Source organism: Parasphingorhabdus sp. SCSIO 66989, from assembly GCF_032852305.1.
In the GTDB taxonomy this organism is placed as follows: domain Bacteria; phylum Pseudomonadota; class Alphaproteobacteria; order Sphingomonadales; family Sphingomonadaceae; genus Alterisphingorhabdus; species Alterisphingorhabdus coralli.
In genome coordinates this window covers 1,978,292-2,003,340 of record NZ_CP136594.1, presented here as the reverse complement: position 1 = coordinate 2,003,340, position 25,049 = coordinate 1,978,292, and the positions used below count along the sequence as shown (strand labels likewise).

The 25,049-nt window shown below is 54.6% G+C and carries 16 protein-coding genes; 15 read left to right on the top strand and 1 reads right to left on the bottom strand.

From position 1 onward, the window contains the following. Positions 1 to 94 precede the first annotated feature (94 nt). The 4 genes from RB602_RS09280 to hflX all read left to right on the top strand — a co-directional run bounded on the left by RB602_RS09280 (position 95) and on the right by hflX (position 5,722). Positions 95 to 2,335 (top strand): sensor histidine kinase, encoded by a 2,241-nt coding sequence (locus RB602_RS09280; RefSeq protein ID WP_317080283.1) that lies wholly within the window; start codon positions 95 to 97, stop codon positions 2,333 to 2,335. 1 nt (position 2,336) lies between these two features. After that, positions 2,337 to 3,719 (top strand): nitrogen assimilation response regulator NtrX, encoded by a 1,383-nt coding sequence (gene ntrX, locus RB602_RS09275; protein ID WP_317080282.1) that lies wholly within the window; start codon positions 2,337 to 2,339, stop codon positions 3,717 to 3,719. Positions 3,720 to 3,857: 138 nt separating this feature from the next. Beyond that, the gene (gene hfq, locus RB602_RS09270) at positions 3,858 to 4,352 is read left to right on the top strand and encodes an RNA chaperone Hfq (protein WP_317080281.1); all 495 of its coding nucleotides are present in this window, start codon (positions 3,858 to 3,860) and stop codon (positions 4,350 to 4,352) included. A 14-nt stretch (positions 4,353 to 4,366) separates the two neighbouring features. Further along, positions 4,367 to 5,722, top strand: a complete 1,356-nt coding sequence (gene hflX / locus RB602_RS09265) for a GTPase HflX (RefSeq protein WP_317080280.1) — start codon at positions 4,367 to 4,369, stop codon at positions 5,720 to 5,722. Here the strand turns inward: hflX and mazG are convergent. Then, entirely contained in the window at positions 5,694 to 6,419 is a 726-nt protein-coding gene (gene mazG, locus RB602_RS09260) for a nucleoside triphosphate pyrophosphohydrolase (protein WP_317080279.1), read from the bottom strand. The two genes, hflX and mazG, sit on opposite strands and share 29 nt — an antisense overlap. 713 nt (positions 6,420 to 7,132) lie before the next feature. On the opposite strand from mazG, the gene RB602_RS09255 reads away from it, so the two are divergent. The 11 genes from RB602_RS09255 (at position 7,133) to RB602_RS09205 (ending at position 25,043) form a co-directional block, all read left to right on the top strand. Continuing rightward, positions 7,133 to 7,384 carry a hypothetical protein gene (locus RB602_RS09255; RefSeq protein WP_317080278.1) on the top strand — a complete coding sequence of 84 codons (252 nt, stop codon included), beginning with the start codon at positions 7,133 to 7,135 and terminating at the stop codon, positions 7,382 to 7,384. Positions 7,385 to 7,388: 4 nt separating this feature from the next. Next, positions 7,389 to 7,598 (top strand): hypothetical protein, encoded by a 210-nt coding sequence (locus RB602_RS09250; RefSeq protein ID WP_317080277.1) that lies wholly within the window; start codon positions 7,389 to 7,391, stop codon positions 7,596 to 7,598. Between the two features lie 371 nt (positions 7,599 to 7,969). Continuing rightward, entirely contained in the window at positions 7,970 to 9,601 is a 1,632-nt protein-coding gene (locus RB602_RS09245) for a ShlB/FhaC/HecB family hemolysin secretion/activation protein (protein WP_317080276.1), read from the top strand. A 2-nt stretch (positions 9,602 to 9,603) separates the two neighbouring features. Then, positions 9,604 to 15,453 carry a two-partner secretion domain-containing protein gene (locus RB602_RS09240; protein WP_317080275.1) on the top strand — a complete coding sequence of 1,950 codons (5,850 nt, stop codon included), beginning with the start codon at positions 9,604 to 9,606 and terminating at the stop codon, positions 15,451 to 15,453. Continuing rightward, the gene (locus RB602_RS09235) at positions 15,387 to 16,220 is read left to right on the top strand and encodes an IS5 family transposase (RefSeq protein ID WP_317080037.1); all 834 of its coding nucleotides are present in this window, start codon (positions 15,387 to 15,389) and stop codon (positions 16,218 to 16,220) included. The genes RB602_RS09240 and RB602_RS09235 overlap by 67 nt, the downstream gene beginning before the upstream one ends. Beyond that, a complete protein-coding gene (locus RB602_RS09230; RefSeq protein WP_317080274.1) occupies positions 16,213 to 16,479 on the top strand; it encodes a hypothetical protein in 267 nt (88 codons plus the stop codon). The genes RB602_RS09235 and RB602_RS09230 overlap by 8 nt, the downstream gene beginning before the upstream one ends. After that, entirely contained in the window at positions 16,466 to 17,317 is an 852-nt protein-coding gene (locus tag RB602_RS09225; RefSeq protein ID WP_317080273.1) for a hypothetical protein, read from the top strand. Before RB602_RS09230 ends, RB602_RS09225 begins: the two co-directional genes overlap by 14 nt. Before the next feature lie 159 nt (positions 17,318 to 17,476). Beyond that, on the top strand, positions 17,477 to 21,211 hold the full coding sequence (locus RB602_RS09220; RefSeq protein ID WP_317080272.1) for a hemagglutinin repeat-containing protein: 3,735 nt from the start codon (positions 17,477 to 17,479) through the stop codon (positions 21,209 to 21,211). Positions 21,212 to 21,245: 34 nt separating this feature from the next. Further along, on the top strand, positions 21,246 to 22,079 hold the full coding sequence (locus tag RB602_RS09215) for an IS5 family transposase (protein ID WP_317080037.1): 834 nt from the start codon (positions 21,246 to 21,248) through the stop codon (positions 22,077 to 22,079). Between the two features lie 182 nt (positions 22,080 to 22,261). Further along, complete coding sequence (locus RB602_RS09210) at positions 22,262 to 22,579, top strand: hypothetical protein (RefSeq protein ID WP_317080271.1); 318 nt, start codon at positions 22,262 to 22,264, stop codon at positions 22,577 to 22,579. A gap of 523 nt (positions 22,580 to 23,102) precedes the next feature. Then, positions 23,103 to 25,043 (top strand): hypothetical protein, encoded by a 1,941-nt coding sequence (locus RB602_RS09205; protein WP_317080270.1) that lies wholly within the window; start codon positions 23,103 to 23,105, stop codon positions 25,041 to 25,043. The last annotated feature ends 6 nt before the right edge of the window (positions 25,044 to 25,049 follow it).

The following is a 25,049-nucleotide window of genomic DNA, read 5'->3' as shown; positions in this document are numbered from 1 at the left end:
CTATCCGGTGGAATGACCGGCATCATGGATGAAGCGATTGCGCGGGCGCCAATTTGTGTTTTAATTGTCACAGCTCTGTTGTAATAAGCTGACAATGGCATCGGCAAATATCCTTCCCTCCTTTGCAAACTGGTTTCGCGTTTCCGACAGTGATGACGGCATCGAGAATGAGCGACCCTATGTTGTTGCCGAATGGTCCATGGCAGCTTTACTGCTGGTCATGCTGGCCATCACGGTACGGATATTAACCACTGAAGATGCCGCGGACAGGGTCTTGCCCGCCATCTGGGCATCGAGCTTGTTGATTGCCAATTTGATCCCGGCGATGATGATCCTGGTACTGATGGCACGCCGTATTGCCAAACGTCGTGCGGAAAAGGCGATTGCCGGGTCCAGCGGGCGCTATCACACACGACTGGTTGGTCTGTTCGCGATTGTCGCAGCGGTGCCTACACTTTTGGTGGTTCTTTTCGCTTCACTGCTGTTCCAGTATGGCGTCGAATTCTGGTATTCAGACCGCGCCAGAGGGGTGCTGGAAAACGCCAACGAACTGGCGCTAGGCTATAATGACCAGAGTGCCCGCGATGTGCGCAATGAAACCCTCGCTATGGCAGGGGATTTACGTGATTATCTAACGCAGGCGCAGATTGACAGTCCGGAATTTGCCGAGGGCTATTCCTATCAAGTGGTATACCGCCAGCTCAATGAATCCGCGATATTGGAACGCGGCGATGATGGTATGCTGCGCACCGCTGTTATTGTCGATCCGGAAAACCGCAACCTTGCTTCTCGCGTGACTCCGGAGATGTTGCAAGAACTGGCGTCTGGCAATGATGTAGCTCTGTCTTTCACTGATGACCGCATTGAGTCTGTCACCGCGCTCGATGCTGAAGGCGAGGTGCTGCTTTATGCATCAAGAGCATCAAGCCAATTGGCGCTTAGTCAATGGGAGCGGGCCCGGGCAGTGCTTAGCGACTATGATGAACTTTCCGGACGCACCCGATCATTACAGCTACGCTTCAATGTTGCGCTATATCTGGTCTCGCTGCTGCTGCTGACAATTGCGCTTTGGGTAGCGGTCAAATTTGCCGACCGGATGGTGGCACCGCTCAGCGATCTAGTGGGCGCTTCGCGTGAGGTAAGCCGTGGCAATCTGGCGACACGCGTTACCGATACCGGCGCGCGCGATGAAGTCAGCATGTTGGGTCGTGCATTTAACAGCATGACCGAGAAATTGGACGATCAGCGGCAGGCTCTGATCCGCGCCAACCATCAGCTCGACGAACGCCGCGCCTTTATGCAAACGGTTGTGGAGTCAGTCAGCGCCGGGATCATCTCGGTGGATGAAAAAGGCGTTATCCAGCTGATGAACAGCTCGGCACAAGAGCTGTTGATCGATGACAATCAAAGCTATGTGGATCGCCCCTTATCCGATGTTGCGCCATTTCTGGCGGACGTTGCCCAGAGTGATGAGGGCAGGGCAGTGGTCCAGTTTCGTCGCGGCAATGACATGTTGACCTTGGCCGCGCGCAGCAGCCCGGGTGGCATGGGGCAGGTGATAACCTTTGATGACATTACCCAGCAGCTACTCGATCAAAGACAGGCGGCCTGGTCCGATGTAGCCCGCCGTATCGCGCACGAAATAAAAAACCCACTAACACCGATCCAGCTAGCTGCGGAACGGCTCAAACGCCGCTTTGGCAAAGCGATTGGCGAGGATACGGATACTTTCCAGCAACTCACCGAAACCATTATCCGCCAGGTGGGCGATCTGCGCAATATGGTTGATGAATTCTCGTCCTTTGCACGGATGCCGAAGCCGGTTTTTCGCGACGAAAATCTGGTCGATCTGGTGCGTCAGGCGGTGTTTATGCAACGCGTTGCCAATCCGGGTATCACCTACACGACAGATCACAATGTCGCAGAGCAGGGCTTTTCCTGCGACCGAAGGCAGATTTCACAAGCGATTATCAACCTTCTCAAAAACGCAGCTGAAGCGATTGAAACACGATCCGACTCCGATAATGAGAGCGTGGACCATGGTGACTCTGAGCAAATGCCGACGGGCAATATCTCAGTATCAATTGAGGCGCATGAGAACTCGGTTGATGTGATTATCAGTGATGATGGCATTGGCCTTCCGGACGATCATGACCATCTGATCGAACCTTATGTGACCACCAGAGATAAGGGCACGGGCCTTGGCTTGGCGATCGTTAAGAAGATCGTCGAGGAGCATTTCGGTACCATCGCCTTTGCCACCTCTGATCTTGGCGGTGCAAAGGTCACCCTAACCTTTGATACAAGCATTTCTCCTGACCCGGTAAGTGAATAATATGGCGCTCGACGTACTGATTGTTGATGATGAAAAAGATATCCGCGAGCTTGTCGCGGGCGTGCTTGAGGATGAGGGCTATACCTGCCGTACCGCGGGGGATAGCGATTCCGCTCTACAGGCGATAGATGAGCGCCGTCCCGCGCTATTGCTCCTCGATGTATGGCTTAAGGGCAGCAAGCTTGATGGCCTCGAAATTCTGGACGCGGTCAAGGAGCGTGATCCGGAACTGCCCGTGCTGATATTCTCTGGCCATGGCAATATTGACACGGCAGTATCCGCCGTATCGCGCGGCGCAATGGACTTTATCGAGAAACCGTTTGAAGCTGAGCGCCTGATCCACCTGGTTGCCCGCGCCACCGAAACCGACAGATTGCGGCGGGAAAACGCCCAGTTGCGTCAAAGGATAGGGGTAGCCGAGGAGCTTCATGGCAATTCCTCGGCGATAAACTCTGTTCGCGCGACCCTTAAGAAGGTGGCAACCACAGGAAGCCGTTTGCTTATCACTGGCCCTGCAGGCGTGGGCAAAGAGGTAGCGGGACGATTGCTTCATAGCTGGAGCCCGCGGGCAGATGCGCCCTTTATTACTGTGAGCTCCGCCCGGATGACGCCGGATCGGTTTGAGGAGCAGCTGTTCGGCCAGGAGCAAAACGGAAAGCTGGTCCAAACCGGGCTCCTGGAACGTGCGCACGGTGGGACACTCTTCCTTGATGAAGTCGCCGATATGCCGGTTTCCACACAGGCAAAAATCCTGCGGGTGCTTACCGAACAGAGCTTTATGCGCGTCGGTGGCGACCGCCAGATCAAGGTCGATGTGCGCTTCGTTTCCGCGACATCAAAGGAGCTGCAGACCGAGATTTCCGAGGGCCGGTTTCGAGAAGATCTGTTCTATCGTTTGAATGTGGTTCCCGTAGCCATTCCTCCATTGACCGAACGTCGTGATGATATTCCACCTCTGGTTGAGCATTATCTCACCCGATTGGCGGTTGAGCACGGCATGACGTCTCCTGTCGTCAGTAGCGAAGCAATGGCGGCGCTGCAAAGCTATGACTGGCCCGGCAATGTGCGGCAATTGCGTAATTTGGTCGAGCGCATGGTCATCCTGGCACCGCATGGAGAGGTATCGCAGATCGAGATCGACATGCTTCCGACCGAGATTGTCCAGGGAGACAGCGATCAGGGCCTTGGCGTGTCTACATTGACCGGCGTGCCGCTGCGTGAGGCACGAGAGAATTTCGAGCGCGAGTATCTCAAGGTTCAGATCCGCAGATTCTCCGGCAATATCTCCAAGACTGCGACCTTTATTGGCATGGAACGCTCGGCGCTTCACCGCAAACTGAAGCTGCTTGGTCTGAATGAGCGCAAGACGGACGGCCAAGCTTGAGCAGAACTGCTGTAACACCAGCTTTACAATAATGTAACTTGGGCTTTACAAGATAGTGGAATTGTCATTGCAGATCGGATAATGAAATCAGTGTTGTGACACTAAGTGACCTTGATAATGATATAAGAAAGGGGTCCAATGACCGAAAAGGCTACTTCATTACAGGATTTGTTCCTGAACACTTTACGCAAGAACCGTATGCCGGTGACCATGTTTCTGGTCAAAGGGGTAAAGCTTCAGGGCGTCGTGACCTGGTTCGATAACTTTTCCATATTGCTGCGCCGCGATGGCCAATCGCAACTGGTTTACAAGCATGCGATCTCGACTATCATGCCATCACAGCAAATGGACCTTGAAGAGTTCTACAACTATTCCTCAGAAAGCCGCAGCAAGAATAAGAATTTACAGGATATTTTCCTGAGCGCGGTGCAAACTTCCGAAACCCCTGTGACCATGTTTTTGGTCAATGGCGTCATGCTGCAGGGCAATGTAGCCGCCTATGACCTGTTTTGTATGTTGCTGCAGCGCGATGGCATGGCACAATTGGCTTATAAGCATGCTGTTTCTACCGTGCAGCCTGGCGGCCCGATTGACCTCACCAGTGAATGGGACGACGGCGCCGTAAATGATTGAGAAATTACCGTTTTGTGAGTGATACCTTTGTACCGTTGGATGAGCGTGAGGGAATCAGCTATGGAGCCCGCGCGCTGCTTGTTTACCCTGACATTGGCCAACATCCCGGCATAAGCCATGAAGAAAGGCTTGAGGAGGCGAGGGGACTCGCCGATGCCATTGCCATCAATGTCGTGGCAAGCAAGGCCTATATGCTGCGCACAATTCGACCGGCGACGTTGCTGGGCAAGGGCCAGTTGGACGAGCTGAGCGCGCTCATAACTGCATATGAGGCAGAATTGCTAATCGTCGATGGTGCGCTCAGCGCTATTCAGCAACGCAATCTCGAAACCGAGTTGAAGGTCAAGGTGATTGATCGCACCGGGCTGATCCTTGAGGTCTTTGGCGATCGTGCCGCCACGCAAGAGGGCAGGCTGCAGGTTGAATTGGCGCATCTCGATTATCAGGCCGGGCGTCTTGTGCGTAGCTGGACTCACTTGGAGCGGCAACGCGGCGGTTTCGGCTTTCTCGGAGGTCCCGGCGAAACGCAGATCGAATCTGACCGGCGTATGCTCAATGAACGCCGCGCCCGGTTGCGGCGCGAATTGCGCGAAGTCACTCGCACCCGCGGTATTCAGCGCAATCGCCGCCAGAGGCAAGGGTGGCCGCTGGTTGCTCTGGTTGGCTATACCAATGCAGGCAAATCGACGCTGTTTAACCGATTGACCGACAGCGATGTCATGGCGCGTGACATGCTGTTCGCTACGCTTGACCCAACCATGCGCGCGATTGAATTACCCGGCATCGCTAAGGCCATCCTGTCGGACACGGTGGGTTTCGTCTCTGATCTGCCAACCCAACTCATCGCTGCTTTCCGCGCGACGCTGGAGGAAGTGTTGGCCGCCGACCTTATTCTGCATGTGCGTGATATCGCGCACCCTTTAAGCGGTGAGCAGAAAGCTGATGTAGAAGCAGTGCTGTCAGAAATCGGCGTTGTTTTACGTGATCAAGACGGAGGCGAGGGGGCACAACTGCTCGAAGTCTGGAACAAAGCCGATTTGCTTGACGATGACCAGCGCGCCGATGCACATTTTGCCATGCAACAGTCTGAAGAGCCTGCAATATTGGTATCAGCCCAAAGCGGGGAAGGGTTGGACCAGCTGCGTGACGTCATGGCGGCGATGTTGCGCAGCGGTGAAAAGGTAGAAACCGTTCGCATAGCCCATAGCGAAGGCCGACAAATTGCATGGTTGCATGAGCATGGACATGTTCTCAACAGCAGCAGTGATGCTGAATATTGTGACCTGACCGTCGGGATGGCTCCGGCTGACTGGTCGCGTTTCTGGCGCATGTATCGCGCCGCTAGCCAGTCTTTGCCTCCGAACGCTTGACCTGCTGCCAAAGCGCTTCCTGCTCATCAAGCGACAGCGTTTCAAATGCGCCTTTGGCTTCACTTTCCATCGCTTTGAAGCGCCGCTCAAATTTGCGATTGGCATCACGCAACGCGGTTTCGGGATCAACACCGTAATGCCGCACCAGATTAACCGCGGCGAAGAGCAGGTCGCCCGCCTCTTCATGGCGCTCCACATCGGTTCGGGTATCGGCCAATTCAGCCATTTCTTCTTCCAACTTAGCCGCACAACTCTGCGCCTGAGGCCAGTCAAAGCCAGTCCGTGCGGCCCGCTTTTGCAGTTTCTCGGCGCGCATCAGTGCAGGTTGCGCCTGCGCTACGCCATCGAGCGCGCTCGACATGCCTTTCTCGGCGCGTTCGCGTTTCTTGATGTCTTCCCAATCCCATTGCTCAACCGCCTGATCAGCAAAGATATGCGGATGCCGCGCAATCATCTTACCGCAGATGCCATCGATCACTTGCTGGAGTGTGAAATGCCCGGCTTCGCTGGCCATCTGACTGTGAAACACGACCTGCAGTAACAGATCGCCAAGCTCGCCACGAAGGTCGTCCATATCGTCACGATCAATCGCGTCGGCTACTTCATAAGCTTCCTCAACGGTATAAGGCGCAATGGTCGAGAAATCCTGAGCCAGATCCCATGGACAGCCGTCATCAGGATCACGAAGCCGCTGCATGATTGTCGCAAGAGGTCGAAGGTCAGCTTCAACTTGCACAGGCTTGTCAGAGAGGGGCTTAGTTTGAGATGACATATATGTGTTAGCGTGCTTTAGAAAAGAGACAGTTTCAAGTTTTTTAGAAATGAGACTCTTCAAGATCAACCTTAAGCTATGGGCTATTCAATGCCCGAAGAAGCAGGGCTAGCGCGCAGCCCTCAAACTAGCGCAGCGCTTGGCCTGCTTCTTCTTTGGACCCGTCGCACTGCGACGGGCTTCAGCGCAATCAAGATTCATCATCGCGCAAGGACTAACCAAGCCACGCTTGGCGAGTAGGGTTTGTGGTTAGAACTGGGACCATTTCATCCCGCGGTTGTGCAGGTCCGCTGCCATTTATTGATATAACTGATTTGACTCATAGGAGACAATGCTTGCTCGGATAGCACGCAGGAGTGTGAATACAGTTTTGTCTCAGCTTCTCGTTGCTTGTTTTGCGTGGGGAGATGACATCGGCTTTCATCTATGCAACATAACCCTGCCGCATCGAAAACGCGGCACGGGGCGTGGTAACCCTGATGCACGACTGAGCCTTGGCCAGAGCATTCTGGCCGGGTCGCTGTCGTGCATGTCCAAGGCTCTGCCCAAAGACGGCAGCGCGCTCGGACTCAGTCGCGGGTGTTACCACGACCCGGCTTTTTGAAGGTCGGCTTAGGAGGTAATCAATGCGAATTCGGATGAGCGGCGCTTATAGCGCGCATGAGTTTCTGGACGCCGTGGACTGTATCGTACAGACACTGGTGGCCAATGGGATGGATGAGATCCGCAGCGCAAATATCTATATCAATCCATATCGCCACTGTGAGCTTTTGGCGTTTCATGATCAGGATATGGGGAAGGAATTCCAGCTGCTGGACTATCAGGGAAGACGCAAGCGTGAGTTTGTCAGGATGTCGCCCAGGGTCCAGCCTGTTTTTGAAAAGGAATGATGCGATGACCAAGAAGAAAACGGAAGACTCTGCGCGAACAAACCCAAATTGGCGCTGGAGCGTAGAATACTTCCTTGATGAAAGGAACATGGATATGGGTTCCATCCTTTTCAGGATCGGACGCAAATACCAGATCACCGATGAGGAGGCGGACTTCATCGCCGGTGGGCATGGTATCTGGCCTTGCAGCAAGTCCTGCATTCAGAAGAAATAGGAATTTCGCCAGCTCCCGGCTAGAAGTGTTGTATGCAAGGGCGAGCGGGACTTCATTAGTCCAATGGCCGTCAGAACTCGGCTAATGGTTAAGTGCCCCCGACCGCTGCTGGCCACGCATCCAACAACATCCATTTTGGCTTGCAAACCACCCTATTGCGCCAGAATAATACGCTATATATGTAGATAACGGGCCAATGCTACATTGCCAGTTACGACTCTTTAATTGTAAGAAACGCCAATTTTTAGAAATTTGCTGCGCAGATAATAAAATCGGGCGCACATCTTTTACTATAAACTGGGCGATTTATGATTACACGTGCTGCTCTATTAATGGGCATGGCTGGGTTTTTGTTGTCGGGGTCTTTGGCCATGGCGCAGACAGGGCAGACGGGATTGTCTCAGAACTCTCAGGCACAGGCAGAGCAGGCGCGGATCAAGGCACAGCGTGAGGCGGCGGAGCGGGCGGCGCGTGAGCGGGCCCCGGTGGCGCGGCTTGATGATGCAAAAGCACCGGTGCTGGGTGAGTTCCCTGAAGAAGAGGCCTGTTTTGCGATTAAAGAGATCGCAGTTGCCGGCGCGCAGCATAGCCGCTTGCAATGGGTGCCGGGCTTTCTGGAGCAATATCGCGGCCGCTGTGCCGGTTCTCAGGGTCTCGATTATATCCTGCGCTCTTTACAAGCTGCCTTTCTGGATCGCGGGTTGATAACAACCCGTGCGGGCCTGCCCGAACAAAATCTCGCCAGTGGAACTCTGATTGTTCAGGTGGTGCCGGGCGTTGCCAGCGGCGTTACCACCAATGGGGAGGCAAAAGCCTTTACCTGGGATGTCGCCTCGCCTGTGGATGGTGGCGATATTGTTGATTTACGGGCGTTGGAGCAGGGCTTGGAACAGATGCGCCGCATCCAGGGGCGCGAGGTTAATGTCGATTTAGAGCCCGGCGAAGCGCCGGGCGAGACGGTGCTGGCGGTCACATCTGAGCAGCCGCGCTATTTGTCTGCTTCGCTGGGCGTTAATAATTATGCGGGCGATACGGTTGGCAATTGGCAGGGCAATGCACAGATTGCGACCTTGGGCCTGCTCGGCGCATCAGAAATTTTAAGCTTGTCCTATAATACACGCATAGCTGAACCGGATGTGCCGGGTGATAGTTCGGGCTTTTTTGGTAGTCTTACTTTTCCTTTAGGCTGGTGGACCTTTGGGGTGTCGGGTTCGGCCAATGACTATAGCCAACAGGTGCTGGGTGAGGTGCGTGACTTTGAGACCAGTGGTCGCTTGCGCACCGTGTCGGGATTTGCCGAGCGGGTGATTGGCCGCACTCAGACCTCGCGCACGGCGGTACGCGGATCATTGTCGCGCCGCTGGGCGCGCAACTTTATCGATGATGTCGAGATTGGCATTCAGCGTCAGGATGTGACGGATCTGACCGCAGCACTGCTCGATCGACGCTATTTTGGCGATATCCGTGTGGATAGCCAATTTGCGATGCGCTTTGGCCTCGACATATTCGGCGCGCAGGATGAAAATGATAGCCGTCCTGAAGAATTGCCCACAGCGCGCTACAGAATTGCCAGCGCCGATATTAGCGTCACCATTCCGTTTAACACCGGCGCGAATGAAGGGTTCTTTGACAGCTGGAACACCACGATCCGGGCGCAATATAGCGATCAAAATCTTTATGGCGCCGATGCGATTGCGATTGGCGGGCCGTTTACCGTGCGGGGTTTTGATGTTGATCGGGCGCTGATCGGGCGCAGCGGTTTTTTTATGCGCCAGGAACTGCGCGGACGGTTGCCTGGGCCTTTGGGCGATATTTTTAGCCCTTTCGCCTTTCTCGATATGGGCAAAGTGAATGGCAATGACGGCATTGCCGGGGCCGGGTTAGGCCTGCGCGCCGCATGGAAGGGGCTGACGCTGGATGGCTTTGCGGCATTGCCGATTAAACGGGCAGCGTTCCAGCAAAATGATCTGCGCTTTGGCGTAGCCCTGGGTTGGAGTATATGAAAATGACCAGAACCTCCTCACATCGGGGCGCTTCGCACGCCGCTGCAAAGCCTGCGCGCTCGCACTCGCACTTACGCAAATTTATTGCTTCGGTGCTGATGGCTTCGGTAGTCAGTTCGCCGCTTGCCACGCCTGCGCTTGCTCAATCACGCACCGGCATGGTGCGCGATACCCCTGTCATCATTACACCAACACCAGGTTCCTCTTCGGGTCGCACCAATTTGGAAGCCGGGGCTAATGGCACGCCGATTGTCAATATTGCGACGCCCAATAGCAATGGCACCAGCTATAACAGCTATGAGCGGTTTAATGTCGATGACAGGGGTCTTATCCTCAACAACAGCGATGATATCGTTCTTACCAATTTAGCCGGTTATATTGATGGCAACCGCAATCTGCGTGGCGGCACGGCCTCGCTGATTATCAATGAGGTTGTCGGCACCGAGCGGTCCTACCTCAACGGCTTTATCGAAATTGCCGGTGCGCCTGCTGAATTGGTGATCGCTAACCCTAATGGTCTGGAATGTAATGGCTGCGGCTTTATCAATAGCCCGACCGTTAGTCTCGCTGCAGCAGGCACGCTGCGCGATGCGGCGGGTAATCTCACCGGCTATGATATAGGCCAGGGCACGATTGCGGTCGGTGGCACGGGTCTGAACGCCAGCGGTGCACGGCTTAACCTTTTCGCCCGGGCAGTGACGCTCAATGCCGAAGTCTGGGCAGATGAGATCACTATGGTCACCGGCACCGGCGAAGCCCGGGTTGATGGCGATACGATTACCGTCACCGCGCCGCAAACCGCGCTTGCCGATGCGCCGCAATTTGCCTTGGATGTGGCAGCATTAGGCGGCATGTATGCGCGCGCGATCCGGATGATCGGCACCGAAGCCGGGCTGGGCGTCAATGTCGATGGCCGTTTGGCGGCTTTTGATTCCGGACTTTCTTTAAGCGCAGACGGCACGATCAGCATAAACGGTCTTGTGACCAGCGAAGCGCAAGCCGAGTTCACCAGTGCGAGCGGTTTTGACAATACAGGGCTTGTCTATGCCGATGGCGCGGTCGGGATTGATGCGGCCGAGGTCAGCACCAGCGGGCTGGTGGCGAGTGGCAGCGATATTGCGGTCAATGCTGAGAATATCAGTTCATCTGCCACCTGGGCTGCCGGGCTGGCGCGTGATGGCCGGTTAACGCAAGCAGGCAATCTGACGCTCAATGCGCAAGATACGCTCAGCATCAATGCCCGTGCTGTTGCAAGCGAGGCGGTGAGTCTTGCAGGCGAGAGCATGGCGATCAATGCCAGTGTCGAAGCAGGCAGCCTTGTGGTGACAGGCGGCGATATTGTGCTGGATGCCAATGGCGGTCTGAGATCCGCGACCACGCTGGATATCGAGACGGCAAGCCTTGGCAATGCCGGGCTGATTAGCGGCAATGCGGTGGTCGTTGACACGGGCGAATTGCAAAATCTTGCAGGCAGGCTGGAAGGGGCCAGTCTGGCGATTACTGCTGATGCGCTTTCCAATGTGGATGGCCTGATCCAGTCGACCGGCACATTGGATATTGTTGCTGCGAGCATCGATAATCGCGGCAGTGAGGCGCTGACGGCTGAGCAGATTGCCGATGGTGAAAGTGTTACAGCGAGAATTGTTGCGCTCAATGACGGCGCGCTCAATCTTGATGTGGCAGACGCGCTTAGCAACAGCAACGCGATACTCGGCGGCAATGGCGCGGTGAGCGCGAGTGTCGGCGCGCTCGATATGGCGGGGCTGGGGGCTCAGCTGGTCGCTGGTAGCGATCTGACGCTGGATGTGGCGCAAGATGTTAGCATCGATACAGGGGCGGTTATTGCCGGTGGCAATAGTGCCAATATCGCCATTGGCGGCGCGCTGACTATCACTGATGGCGCGCTGCAGGGCGATCTGCTGACGCTCAATGCAGCTTCGATTAGCCTTGGCGCAGAGGGTGCGATTGCCGCTGGCCGCCTGGTGGCTGTGCCCAATGATGATCCCGATGCGCCGCTGCAATTGGTTGCTATGGGCGCTCCAGGCTCGTCCATTACCACCCAGGCCCTTGAGAATGCCGGACGTATCTCGCTTAACAGCGCAGATATCGCGCTGGAGGCTGGAAGCCTCAAGAATAGTGGCCAGATTGTGCATTCGGGTGATGGTGCGTTTGCTCTCTCGGTTACCGATAGCATCACCAATAGCGGCAGTATCGGCTCTAATGGCGCGCTGGGTTTGACCGCAGCATCGCTCGATAATAGCGGCGCAATCACGGCCTTGGGCGCGCTCGATATCGCGCTTGCGGCTGATCTTGTAAATAGCGGCCAGATATTGTCGGGCGGCGCGCTCGACATCACAGCAACCACGATTGTTGCAGGCAGCAGCTCCGATGCGGCGACCAGCCAGTTTGAGGCAGGTGCGGCCATGGCCATGGCGGCCAACAGCATCGATCTTGGCAACAGTCAGCTAACCGGCGTCACCGGCATATCGCTGGATGCGGCCACGGGCGATCTGGTGCTGGCACCGGGTGCGTCTTTACGTTCTGATGGCGATATCGTGCTCGGCGCGGCCAACCGGATAGAGGCGAGCGGCACCGAGATTATCAGTGGCGCGCTTGCCAGCTTTAGCGCGGGCGATCTGGTGCTCGATGATGCGATTGTCCAGATGGAGCGTTTTGCGCTTGATGCTGACAGCCTTTCTTTGCAGCGCACCAGCCTGCGCCATAATGGCAGCGATGATTTTGTGCTGCAAAGTGCTGGCACGCTCGATTATTCGGGCGCAGAGATTTATTCTGCCGGCACCAATTTTACCATTGGTGCGAGCGAACTGATCAATGCGGGCGGTTCGCTGCTGCATGCAGGCTCAGGCGCGCTCAGCATTGATGCGGCCAGCATCAACAACCGCGATGGCCGGATTGCGACCAATGGCGCTTTAACGCTTAATGCCATAAGGCTGGATAACACCGATGGGCAGATTACCGCGGCGCTGAGTGGTGCGATTACGGTTGCCGACAGCCTTATCAATGATGCAACCCGCGCGCCGGTGATCAGCTATGATCCGGGCGAAGATGGTATCGTTGATCCTGAAACTGATGCCATTGCCACTATCGAGACCTTTGGCCTGATTGCGAGCTCTGGTGCGCTTGATGTGCATGCCGGAGCCCTTAGCAATGCTGCAGGCAGTATTGAAGCGCTGGGCGCGCTTAGCCTCGATGTCGACAGCCTGGAGGGCACAGAGGGGCGGATTATCGCCCAGGGTGATGGTGCCAGCCTCAATGTCACCATGAGCGGCAGTGCGGATGCTGTGGGCACACTTTTTTCTGCAGGTGATGCTGACATCATTGCCGCAGATTTTGCGCTTGGTGATGATATGCGCATCGGCGCGCTGGGCGATGCGCGCATCACCGCGTTTGCTGGCGATATTGCCATTGGCAATGGGCAGATTGATGGCGGCAATGCGGCTCTAACTGCTGCCAATGGCATGGTGTCTTTGGGCGCTGACGGCGTGCTGCTCGCAAGCGAGGCGCTTAGCCTGGATGCTCAGACCGTTTCGCTTGCAGGCGGTACGGTTCAGGCTGGTTCTTCGCTTGCGCTCACTGCCGATCAGCTGAGCAATCAGGCCGGGCTGGTGCAGTCGCTCGGCAGCATGGATATTGCGCTTGGCGGTCGCCTCGACAATGCAGGTGGCACCATCTTCAGCCTTGGCAATGCGACGATAAACGCTGCTGCGCTTGAAAATAGCGGCGTGCTGGCCGCCGGTGAAAGCGGTGGGGCACCAGCAGACCTTACAATCAGCATTAGCGGTGCAATTAATAATCTAGCGACAGCAGAGAGCAGCGGTGTGATTGTTGCCACCGGCGCGCTTGATATAGCGAGTAATAGCCTCAGCAATAGCGGCACGATCCTTGGTGATAAGCTGGCGCTCCGCGCAGATACTATCAGCAATGTGGACGGGCTGGTCCAGGCCACGGCAAGTCTTTCAATTGCAGCAGACACGCTGGAAAATAGCAGCAGCCAGACATTGACAGCTGAGCAGCTGGCGGAAGGTGAGGTTCTAGCAGCGCGGATCATTGCAGCCGGTGATGCAGCCCTTAGCCTTGATGTCGCGGACAGGCTGAGCAACAGCAATGCTGTGCTTGGCGGCAATGGCGCGGTAAGCGGCACTGTCGGGACGCTTACTGTGGCAGGGCTGGGCAGTCAGCTGGTGGCGGGCAGCGATTTATCGCTTACTGTGGCGGACAGTGTCAGCATTGACAGTGGCGCTGTTGTCGCCGGGGCCAATAGCGCGGATATCGCCATTGGCGGCGCGCTTAGCATTGCTGATGGCGCGCTGCAGGCTGATCTGCTTACTTTGCATGCCGCTGCGATTGAATTGGGTACACAAGGCGTGATCACCAGTGGCCGCCTGGTGCAGCTGCCCAGCGATGATCCCGATGCGGACCCACAATTTGCCGCTGTAGGGGCGGCAGGCTCGTCCATTACCACCCAGCTGCTGGACAATGCCGGACGCATCTCGCTCAACAGCGCCGATATCACGCTGGAGGCGGGCAGCCTTAATAATAGCGGCGAGATCGGCCATTCCGGCGATGGAGCGTTTACGCTGGCTATTGCTGATGCCATCACCAATAGTGGCAGCATCGGTTCCAATGGCGCGCTTGGTGTCACCGCCGCATCGCTTGATAATGCAGGCGCGATCACCGCATTGGGCGCGCTCGATATCACGCTTGAGGGTGATCTTGCCAATAGCGGCCAGATATTGACCGCAGATGCACTCACCATCGCCGCTGCGGATATTGTTGCCGGTAGCGCGGGTGATGCCATCACCAGCCAGTTTGAGGCAGGCACAGCCATGGCGATCAGTGCTGACAGCATGGCGCTTGGCAATAGCCGGATGATTGCATTGGGGGCAGGCGGGCTGGAGCTGGAGAGCAGCGGCACGATCAGCGCTGACGGCGCGGAGATACGCAGCACCGCTCGCACCACATTGATCGCAGCCAATATGGATTTGGGCGGCAGCACGGTCTCGGGCAGTGAGGCGCTCATAGTGCGCGCGCTTGCCGGTGATCTGGTGCTTGGCGTCGACGCCTTTGTCGGCTCTACAGGCGATGTGACGATCAGCGCTGCGGCCACGCTGAACGGCAGCGGCGCGCAGATTTTGAGCGAAGAAGGCGCCGCGAACTTTGCCGCTGAGACGCTTATTCTCGATGATGCGATTATCCAGGCGGAAGAATTTGACTTTGCTGCTGCCAGCATCTCGTTGCAGGGCACCAGTCTTAATCATACAGGCAGTGGTGACTTTGCGCTGATCAGTGAGGGCACGCTCAACTATTCCGGCGCTAAGGTATTTTCTGCCGGCACCAACTTTACTGTCGAGGCGGCCGAGCTGATCAACCAGGGCGGCGCTCTGCTGCATGGCGGCAGCGGCACGCTCAGCATCAGCGCTGACAGCATCAATAATCGCGATGGCCGGATTGCCACCAATGCCAATCTGGCCTTGAACGCGCTGGCGCTGGATAACAGCGATGGCCAGATTACCGCTGGGCAGAGCGCCATCATCAGCATTGCCGGGACGCTTACCAATGTTGCCACGCGCGAGCCGGTGATCAGCTATGATCCAGGCGCAGATGGCGTTATCGATCCCGAAACCGACACCGTCACAAGCGTTGAGACATTTGGTCTGATTGCCAGTGGCGGCGCGCTCGATATCTCAGAGCCTGATCCGAAAGTTATTGAACAATACCAGCCATTTGTGATTCACACCTGCTTTGCGAAGAGTAGGAGTGAAGCATGGCATGGACTGGTATTGCCCGGGCTGAGCATAGCCGGGAAGGTTTGCGATATCCATCGGATATGACGGATAGGGAGTGGATGTTGCTGGAGCCGTTCATTCCCCCGGCGAGGCGTGGTGGTCGGCCGCGGACGGCGGATATGCGCGAGGTGGTCAATGCGCTGCTCTATATTGCCTCTGCCGGATGTGCATGGAGGTTGCTGCCCAAGTGTTTTCCGCCAGTGTCGACGGTACGGCGCTATTTCTACGCATGGCGGGACACTGGCCTGTTCGATACGCTCAACATGGTGCTGGTGATGAACCTGCGCGAGATCGAGGGGCGCGAAGCCTCGCCCAGTGCTGGCGTGATCGACAGCCAGAGCGTGAAAACCACCGAGAGCGGTGGAATATCGGGTTATGACGCGGGCAAGAAGGTGAAAGGCAGGAAGCGGCACATCATAACCGACACATGCGGGTTCCTGATCTTCGTCCTCGTCCACAGTGCCGATATTCAAGACCGTGACGGGGCTGTCGATGTGCTGGCGGCAACTCGCCACCGCTTCCCCTGGTTGCGACACGTCTTTGCTGACGGAGGATATGCAGGGCAAAAACTGGGGGTTACGTTGGCTGGCATGGGGGCGTGGACCATGGAAATCATCAAGCGCTCCGATCACACCAAGGGCTTTCAAGCCCTGCCACGCCGATGGGTCGTCGAACGCACCTTCGCATGGCTAGGGCGATGCCGACGCCTCGCCAAAGACTGGGAAACATCCATCGAAAGCTCAACCGCATGGGCGCTCATCGCTTCCATCCGTATGATTATACGAAGAACCGCAAAATACTGTTATGCTTGAGATACTTTCGAATCAGGCTCTAACAGATGCCCAGAAGCGAGAGTTGGATCTTTATGAAAGCAATAGGCAGCCTCTAGAGGGCCCTCTCAACTGCTCTAAAGGTAATAAATGTTCAACAGATGGCACAAATTGGACAACTTATAAAGGCGAGGCGATAGATGGAGATTATGCTGATTGGCTGGCCAATAAACAGCTAGAGAAAGCAGAAGAGCTTGAAAGGAAAATTCAACAAATGAAAGAGAGAGATGGCAACACTTAGTAAGCATGGTAGTATTCGAGATCTAGTGCGTCGCTATAATCTTGTTGAGGTGGAAGATTGGCAAGATATGCCCGAATATGTAATGTCAGAAGTTGAAGGCATCTCTTCGCGCATTAGGCACATTTTTGAAACACCCAAAGATGAACTTTTTTCGGAAATATGTGAAGTTACACCTCGGACAGGTACTTTGCTTAAGGAGTGTCTACCAACGTTTGTTGGTTTACGAAGTGACCGGCCCAAAGGCAGGGTTCAAAGCTTTAAGACAGTATTTGAAGCTCATGAACGAGCGATTTGCGTTAAGCCATTAAAAATTTGGGACGATCCCTACTTAAACGAAGATAGGCCGGATTGGGTGCAAGGACGCAAAGAAAAGTTCCAGGCGCTACCTGAGCCTTTGGTCCACGCTTATTACACAAAGTTCAATGGATTTGAGAACCCTTTTGCCACTTTTGCTGAAACGTCACACTCAGGCCTTCCCTATGGTGGTTCATTTGTTTGGCAAAGAGTTGATACTATTTTGAAGCGTTGGAAGAATTCAAAGAAGAATCTCGAAAAATTGGCTGACCTGATTCCTGATATTGCGCCAAAAGATAAAGACGATTTTTGGAAGCTTGGCGCCCTAATTGAAACGCATTATCTTTGTGAAGATCCTAGGAATAGCTTTTCGATTATGTTCAAAACGAAGCAGAAATTTAAAGAATTTTATGTTTTGAAGGCTGACGATGTTGACAATATGCAAGTACTGAAAGATCCGATCGAAAGCATTGATGAATGGTGCGCATATTTGCTTTCGGGACAACCTGCTGATGCCTTTGAGATCGAGCGTTATTGCGACTGAGTTGAATTACCGAATTACGAATTACGGTGACAGTTTGCAAATTGGGAATTACGGTGGCAGTTTACTAATTGCACTGAGTTATCGCCCAAATTTGGGGATTCAGTAAGCTGTTACTGTGATTCCAAATCGCGTTCGGAAGATTTCAGCATTGATGAAACCGTGGTTCCCTCGCTGGTCTCTGGCGGCAATGTCAATATCACGGCCAGGGGGGCAGGGGCGGATTCCACCATTGATGTCACCGGCAGTGTTGTCGAGGCCACCAATAATGTAACCTTTGACTCTGAAGGGGCGGTGACCTTCCGTTCCGCTACAGAAACCGATATCGGCACAGGCAGCAGCAAGTCGAGCGGTTTTCAGGCTGGTGCCGCTATAGGCCTTAGTCTCAGCAAGGATGACCAAGACAAAAACAGTCAGGACAAATCCCCGGCCTCCGCCCGCGCCTTTGCCAGCTTTAACAGCTCCAGCAGCAGCTATGACAGCGAGGATATCAGCCACATAGAAACCGTGGTGCGCGCTGGCGGCACGGCGACAGTCAGCACGCAAGAGGCGTTTACCATGGACGGGGCACGGGTTGAGGCCGATCGCGTGGTTGTCGATGCGAAAACGCTGGAGATTACCAGCCCGCAGGACTCCTCCACCTTTACCAGCGATGCCCGTTCAACCGGTGTGAATGTCGGTTATGACTTTGCCGACAAGACGCTGAGCGTCGGCGGCAGCTACTCGAAGACCGATATTGATGGTGACTTTGTCTCGGTCAACGAACAGTCGGGCATCTTCGCCGGAGAGGGCGGCTTTGATATCAATATCGAGGAAAAGGCGACGCTGAACGGCGCGGTTGTCGCCTCTGAAGCCTCGCCCGATCTCAACAGCTTCCGGTCTGCCGAGCTGGAGATGAACGACCTTGCCAATCGGGAGACGTTCGATGCCAGCCAGATGAACGTCTCGGCCAGCCTGTCGGGCGGGATCAACAGTCTTGGCAAAGCCACCACCGGGCAGGACCGGCTGCCGGGCACCCAGCGCCCGGGCCTCAATGCCGGTCTGCCGACCTTCTTCACCGCCGGGGATGAACAAAGCGGCACAACCTACAGCGCCATTGCCAATGGCACGATCATTATCGGCGGTGAGGACCGCTCCGATGATCCGGGCATCAACAATGATACCGATGGCGCCAATGATGGCGCTCTGGATCAGGCGTTTACCGACGAGACCCGCAAAGAGATCAACGACAGCTTCGCCGCGGCAAGGATATTGGCGGCGGAAGGCAATACCTTTTTCGTCAACCGGGCGAGGGAGGAAGCGGAGAAGAAGGAGGAGGCGGAGCAGGCGGAAGCCAATGCCAAAGCGGCCGGTGCCGTAGTTGATGAGGAAACCGGCAAGCTCACTGCCCCTGAAGGTTCGTTGGCGGCGGCATTTATCGCTGACGCAGAGCTGGCGCGAGCTGATGCGGCGCGGATACATGACACCTTTGGCGCGGGCAGCATGGCACGTCTGGTCGCCACCGCGCTTAACGGCGCGGCAGGCGGTGATGTCACCAATGGCCTGAATGGTCTGGCGCAAAGTGCTGCGGTCAATGTGCTGCAGGGCCTGGGGGCACAGCAGATCAAGCGTCTGGCCGACGGTCTGGGCAAGAAGACTACCACCAAGGACGAGCAGGGCAGGGATGTCACCACCTTTGAGCCGACCACCGAGAGCGAGCTGCTGCGCGGGGTGTTGCAGGGCATTGCCGGATGCGCCGCAGGTGCCGCCGGCGGATCAGGCGATTGCGGCTCTGCAGCCATGGGTGCGAGCGCCAGCGTTGCCATCAGTCTGCTGATCAACAGCCTGGAGAAGAACAAGGATACAGCTGTTCGCGACGCACAGGGCAATCTGGTTAATGTCGACAGCGAAGACGATCTGGAACACAGCCGCAATGTCACCACCATTGTTGGCTTTATCGCAGAAGCTGTTGGCCTCGATTCCAATGCCGCCTCTGTCGCGGGGCAGACTGAGACGGAAAATAATGATCTTTTCGTCAACGGGCGGTGGGTCGGCTCAAAGGCGGCCAACATAACGCAAGAGGAGGCAGATGCACTTTGGGATAACTATTTTGCCCAAGGAGAAGGCAAGCTAATTCTAGAGGCTGCCGACAATGATCGTAAGCTTGTGAGAAATTGTTTAGGCAGCAGCCCAGGCAGCGGCTGTGCAGCGGTACAAGAGAAGCTGAATGCATTAAGACTGGAGGCACGAAGGGATGATTTGCTTAAGCGCGAAGCGGCTTTTGGGCTTAGCCAGGAAGAAGAAGAGCGCATCAGAAATGCATCTCCTGAAGAGCTTGCTGCCATTGAACAGAATGTTGCCTTCAAAGAATATGATCAGCAACTAATTCAAACCCTGGCCGCCTCGGATGACCTGCAAGATCAGCGTGTTGCTGAGTTGCTTTTGGGCACCAGCGAAGAAGTCCGCCGGGCGATCTATGCGCAGACAAAGGAGGCCGCCGGGGAAGGCGAAGGCAACGTTCTCAGCGATCTGGCTGCCACCGCATTTGGTGAGGTGGTCGGCGCAGACAATGCGTTGCGCCTGTTGATTATCAGAGAAGAAGCACGCATCGCAGGCGAGGCCGGGATGGATGCTTCTCGCAGCGCAATCACAACGACGGCCGATACTGCAAGAAAACTCGCCAATGATGCTGCACAGGAAGCGCTTGACAGGGGGGTTAGTCCAGAATTGGTCGAAGCCGCTCGGTTGGAAGCATTTGAGGAAATCGCAGCTGAAGAAGAATTTGCTTTAGCGGCACTCGATACTGCTGGCGGTATTGGCACCATCGTCTACGACCCGGGAGAAGCTGCTGTGAATGCTGCACGCTCTGCCGCTGGTGTGGTCGATGCCGTTCTCAATGATCGGCGTACTCCGATGGAGATTGCCACTGATCTATTTGAAGCAGGTTCTGCGGAATATGAAGCATATCTTGCGCTTTCACCCGAAGAACAAGCCACATTCAGGGGCAAACTTCGCGGACGGGCAAGCTTTGAGATCGCAGCTACAGTTGCCACTGGCGGCGCAGCCAGTGTCGCCACCCGCGCTGCATTGCGCAGCGCGGCAAAGGAAACAATCAATGGACGCGACCGAGGGTCTGGCGGGAGCGGCCGCGGTAGCGCAAACAACGATACTGGCGGTGGCACCCCGCATCGGAACAATGATGCCAATAATCCGCCGAACGGCCAAACCGATGCACCGGATACGGATGCTGATACAGGTCCTTCGACATCTAAGGATGGACCATCGCAACGAGTTGATGGGGAGGGCGGCAGCAGTGGTTCGGGCGTCCCAGTTGGCGATAGTTACGTTCCCAGCGGTCCGGCCATTGTAAAAGACAGCACGGTTGAGCTTAATCAGAATATCGTTACAAAAGGTGGCGAGGTAATCCCGGCAGGTTCGATTGTCACAGAAAGCGGAGGCGCGATAAAGGCAATCACTCCCGATGGAACGCAGATCGTTGGGAAAACTGATGATCTGCTCGGGGCTAATCAATTGGCGCTGCAGGCCCCACGCTTTGACGAGATTGCACTTGAAGGGCAGAAACGCCAGGGAGAGTTGCTGGATGCTGATGAAGGCTATAATGTTTCTGGCGCTAAGGATGAAATTAATCATTCAGATGGAACTCTTGGCAATCCTAATCCTGGCGAAGGCCCAGTAGGCGGCGCAACCTTCTTGACTGATAAGAAAGCTTTCGAGGATATCTTGGGCGGCCTGCCGGAAGGAGGAGGAACGATAAAGGTAACACGTGAACAGCTAAATCAATTAGAAGACAGTTTAGGGCTTAGAGCAGGCAGCCTTGATTCTGGCTCAGTATTACGACAGATTAAGGGCGTTAAGAGCCTGATCCGAAAGTTATTGAACAATACCAGCCATTTGTGATTCACACCTGCTTTGCGAAGAGTAGGAGTGAAGCATGGCATGGACTGGTATTGCCCGGGCTGAGCATAGCCGGGAAGGTTTGCGATATCCATCGGATATGACGGATAGGGAGTGGATGTTGCTGGAGCCGTTCATTCCCCCGGCGAGGCGTGGTGGTCGGCCGCGGACGGCGGATATGCGCGAGGTGGTCAATGCGCTGCTCTATATTGCCTCTGCCGGATGTGCATGGAGGTTGCTGCCCAAGTGTTTTCCGCCAGTGTCGACGGTACGGCGCTATTTCTACGCATGGCGGGACACTGGCCTGTTCGATACGCTCAACATGGTGCTGGTGATGAACCTGCGCGAGATCGAGGGGCGCGAAGCCTCGCCCAGTGCTGGCGTGATCGACAGCCAGAGCGTGAAAACCACCGAGAGCGGTGGAATATCGGGTTATGACGCGGGCAAGAAGGTGAAAGGCAGGAAGCGGCACATCATAACCGACACATGCGGGTTCCTGATCTTCGTCCTCGTCCACAGTGCCGATATTCAAGACCGTGACGGGGCTGTCGATGTGCTGGCGGCAACTCGCCACCGCTTCCCCTGGTTGCGACACGTCTTTGCTGACGGAGGATATGCAGGGCAAAAACTGGGGGTTACGTTGGCTGGCATGGGGGCGTGGACCATGGAAATCATCAAGCGCTCCGATCACACCAAGGGCTTTCAAGCCCTGCCACGCCGATGGGTCGTCGAACGCACCTTCGCATGGCTAGGGCGATGCCGACGCCTCGCCAAAGACTGGGAAACATCCATCGAAAGCTCAACCGCATGGGCGCTCATCGCTTCCATCCGTATGATTATACGAAGAACCGCAAAATACTGTTATGCTTGAGATACTTTCGAATCAGGCTCTAATAATAATAGCCCCGCCAGCCCTCTGTTCGGTAACGATTCCTTCAGGGGACCCGGAAGGCACTTGCCGGGTGGTGGTCCTGAGATTGTAGTCCATCCCGCTCAACCGCGTGTAGATAACCCTAACATAACAGAAAGCTGGATTATCGAGGTAATAGATTAATGCAAAGAACGCCTTTTCCTTACGTTGCTTATATTGGTTTGAGATCTGTTACTTTAGGTGGCGCTAATGCCATTGAATACCAGACCGATATTTCTGAAATACGCAAAGGTGATGTTGTTAATCGTTTCGAAAATGAAGGTGAGTTAAATGCCTTTCTACAGCAATGCATTGATAAAGAATTTCCTTTCGCTGACGATTTAAAGACTAATGCTTTTATGGAAGCGGAATTCTTAAAGAAGAATGGTGTTTTAACCGGCGAAATACGATCAGTAACCTGGGATATGAATGGTAAGCCTCGGATAGGACCGCCCGCTTAACCGACATTGCCAGAGCTGCCGGGAGGCGGACCTGAAATATTTGCGATTACGCGATTACGGTGACAGTTTACTAATTACACTTAGATTAGCGATTACGGTGCCAGTTTACTAATTACACTTAATTATCGCCCGAATTTGGGGATTCAGTAAACTGTCACCGTAATTCGATTATATACCTGGAACATGGTGTAATGGTTGTGATTCAGAATGATTTATATAGCTAAGATTTTATTTATCATTTCTATAGTGATAGGGGCGTACCCCTTCATAATGTTTTGGTTATTTTTTCCGTCTATTTTAATAGACATTATTGACGGAAATCATAGTATATTCCACACTTATTTGTACATTTCTGCAATGTTGAGCCCCGCATTGTCAGTCGCAGCATTGGTTTTGTTCATTGATAGAGTGCCTACCGTATTATTGATTGCTTTAGCGTGGCTCAATGTGCAGTTTGTGATTCTAGCGATTGTTGGAGCTGGAGGCCATATGTACAATTAGTGATACCTTTCAGCATTTATGAATGATCAGTCCGGCGCGATCAGCGGCGGTAAATGTGTTGCAGGGCCTGGGTGCGCAGCAGATCAAGGAACTGGCCGATGGTTTGGGGAAGGAGACCATCACCGAAAACGAAGACGGCACCACCACCACAACCTTCACCCCCACCACCGAGAGCGAGCTGCTGCGCTCTGCATTGCAGGGCATTGTCGGCTGTGCGGCAGGGGCTGCGGGTGGCTCAGGCGATTGTGGCTCTGCCGCCATGGGTGCAGCAGGCAGTGTCGCGGTCAACCTGCTGATCAACAGCCTGACCGATGAGCAGGACGAAGCGACCTTCGACAAGGATGGCAACCAGACTGACGCCGATACCGAAGGCGACCTGCAACACAGCAAGAACGTCACTGCACTGATCGGTCTCATCGCAGAGGGCCTTGGGCTCGATGCCAATGCCGCCAGCACAGCGGGGCAGATTGAGACCGAGAATAATCAGTTAGGACAAGAAAATAAGGGCAACCTGATTCAAACCAGTCTATGTCCACCAGGGCAAGAAGCTGTTTGCAACACCAATAATGTTATATTTCTCACCACAACGACATTGGGGCAACTCGCACTACAGGCGGCCGGTGGCGATAAGGAACTCGCTATAAAATGTGCTGGAGCGGATACTAGCTCTGAATGTGGCGTTGTGCGCCAGCGATACAATGAGCTGAGTGCGGCCTTAGGTGCTGGCTGGCAGCAGTTAGACGCAGATACTATTGTTCAGCGCATTGCGCAAATTGATGCAGCCGAAAGCACATTGGATCAGCTTTTTGGCGATGATGAAGTCCGTAAACAACTGACAAGGGAGTTCCTTGCCGATGGCAGTATAACCTCGGCAGGTCTGGAGGCAAAGCTAGCGGAACTTAAACAGCGAGAATGGGATGAGAGCACTATAGGCCAGCTCTATAACTCAGTTGTCAGCCTGTTCTCGTCGGGTGATGAAGTTCAACCTGACTTTGAAACCGAAACAACGCCATCAGGCGACCCCAATGATCCAAAGGATAAACAGAACGCCATAATTATGGGGATGGTTCTCGCCGTTTATGCTGCGGCACAGGGCGCAGATGTTGATCTGGGCAATCCGCCTCCGTTTATGCCTGATCAGGTAGGGTACACTGCCGATGACCAACCGCTGTTCCAGGACCCGGGAACGGACGAGTATTATGTCTTGGATGAACAAGGCAATCGTCAGGATGTTCCGTTACAAAGCAATGTTGTTAAAGACTATTTGGCCGCGAAAGCTCGACTAGAGCAAAGCCCGACGCCCGAGAAAGAAATCGGTGTAACGCGTGATGGAAAGACGATTTATAGAGACCAATCGGGCAATGAATATGTTAAGGATGAAAATGGTCGGCGGATTTCGCTTCAAGAGTATGAGGGGGGGACTACGAATGCGAATGACAGCTTGGGTGAGGATGCCACGAGCAGAACGATCGACGCGAATAATCCTTATGCAACCGGTGATCCAAGTGCTCCCGGCTATAGACGTGCACGCGATCCAAACTTGGCAGTTGGGCAGGCCCGCGAAGACTTAGAAGAGGCAGGAATTGATGCAAGTGGAATAAGCGATCAGCAGTTGTTAGACATGATGTGGGATCCAGCTACTCAGAAATATCGGCCAAATGAGGCTGTTCAGTCGATAAGGTTACAAAATGAGACTGGAATAAATGTTACGGGGAGAGCGACGGGTTCAAATGCTGATATTATGACTGATCGGGGTGAAATTGACCTAAAAGGCAACAACAATCCGAACGGCTATAATGAAACTCAGTTTATTAGTTCAATTAATAGCCAAGCTAAGAGATATCCTGAAACTACTATAGCAATAGATGTATCAAATATTCCGCCTTCGAGACGCCAAAGTCTGTTGAAACGTGTAGATGAACTTCGTGCCAAGGGTATTGATATTATTACGTTTGGAGAATGAAAATTT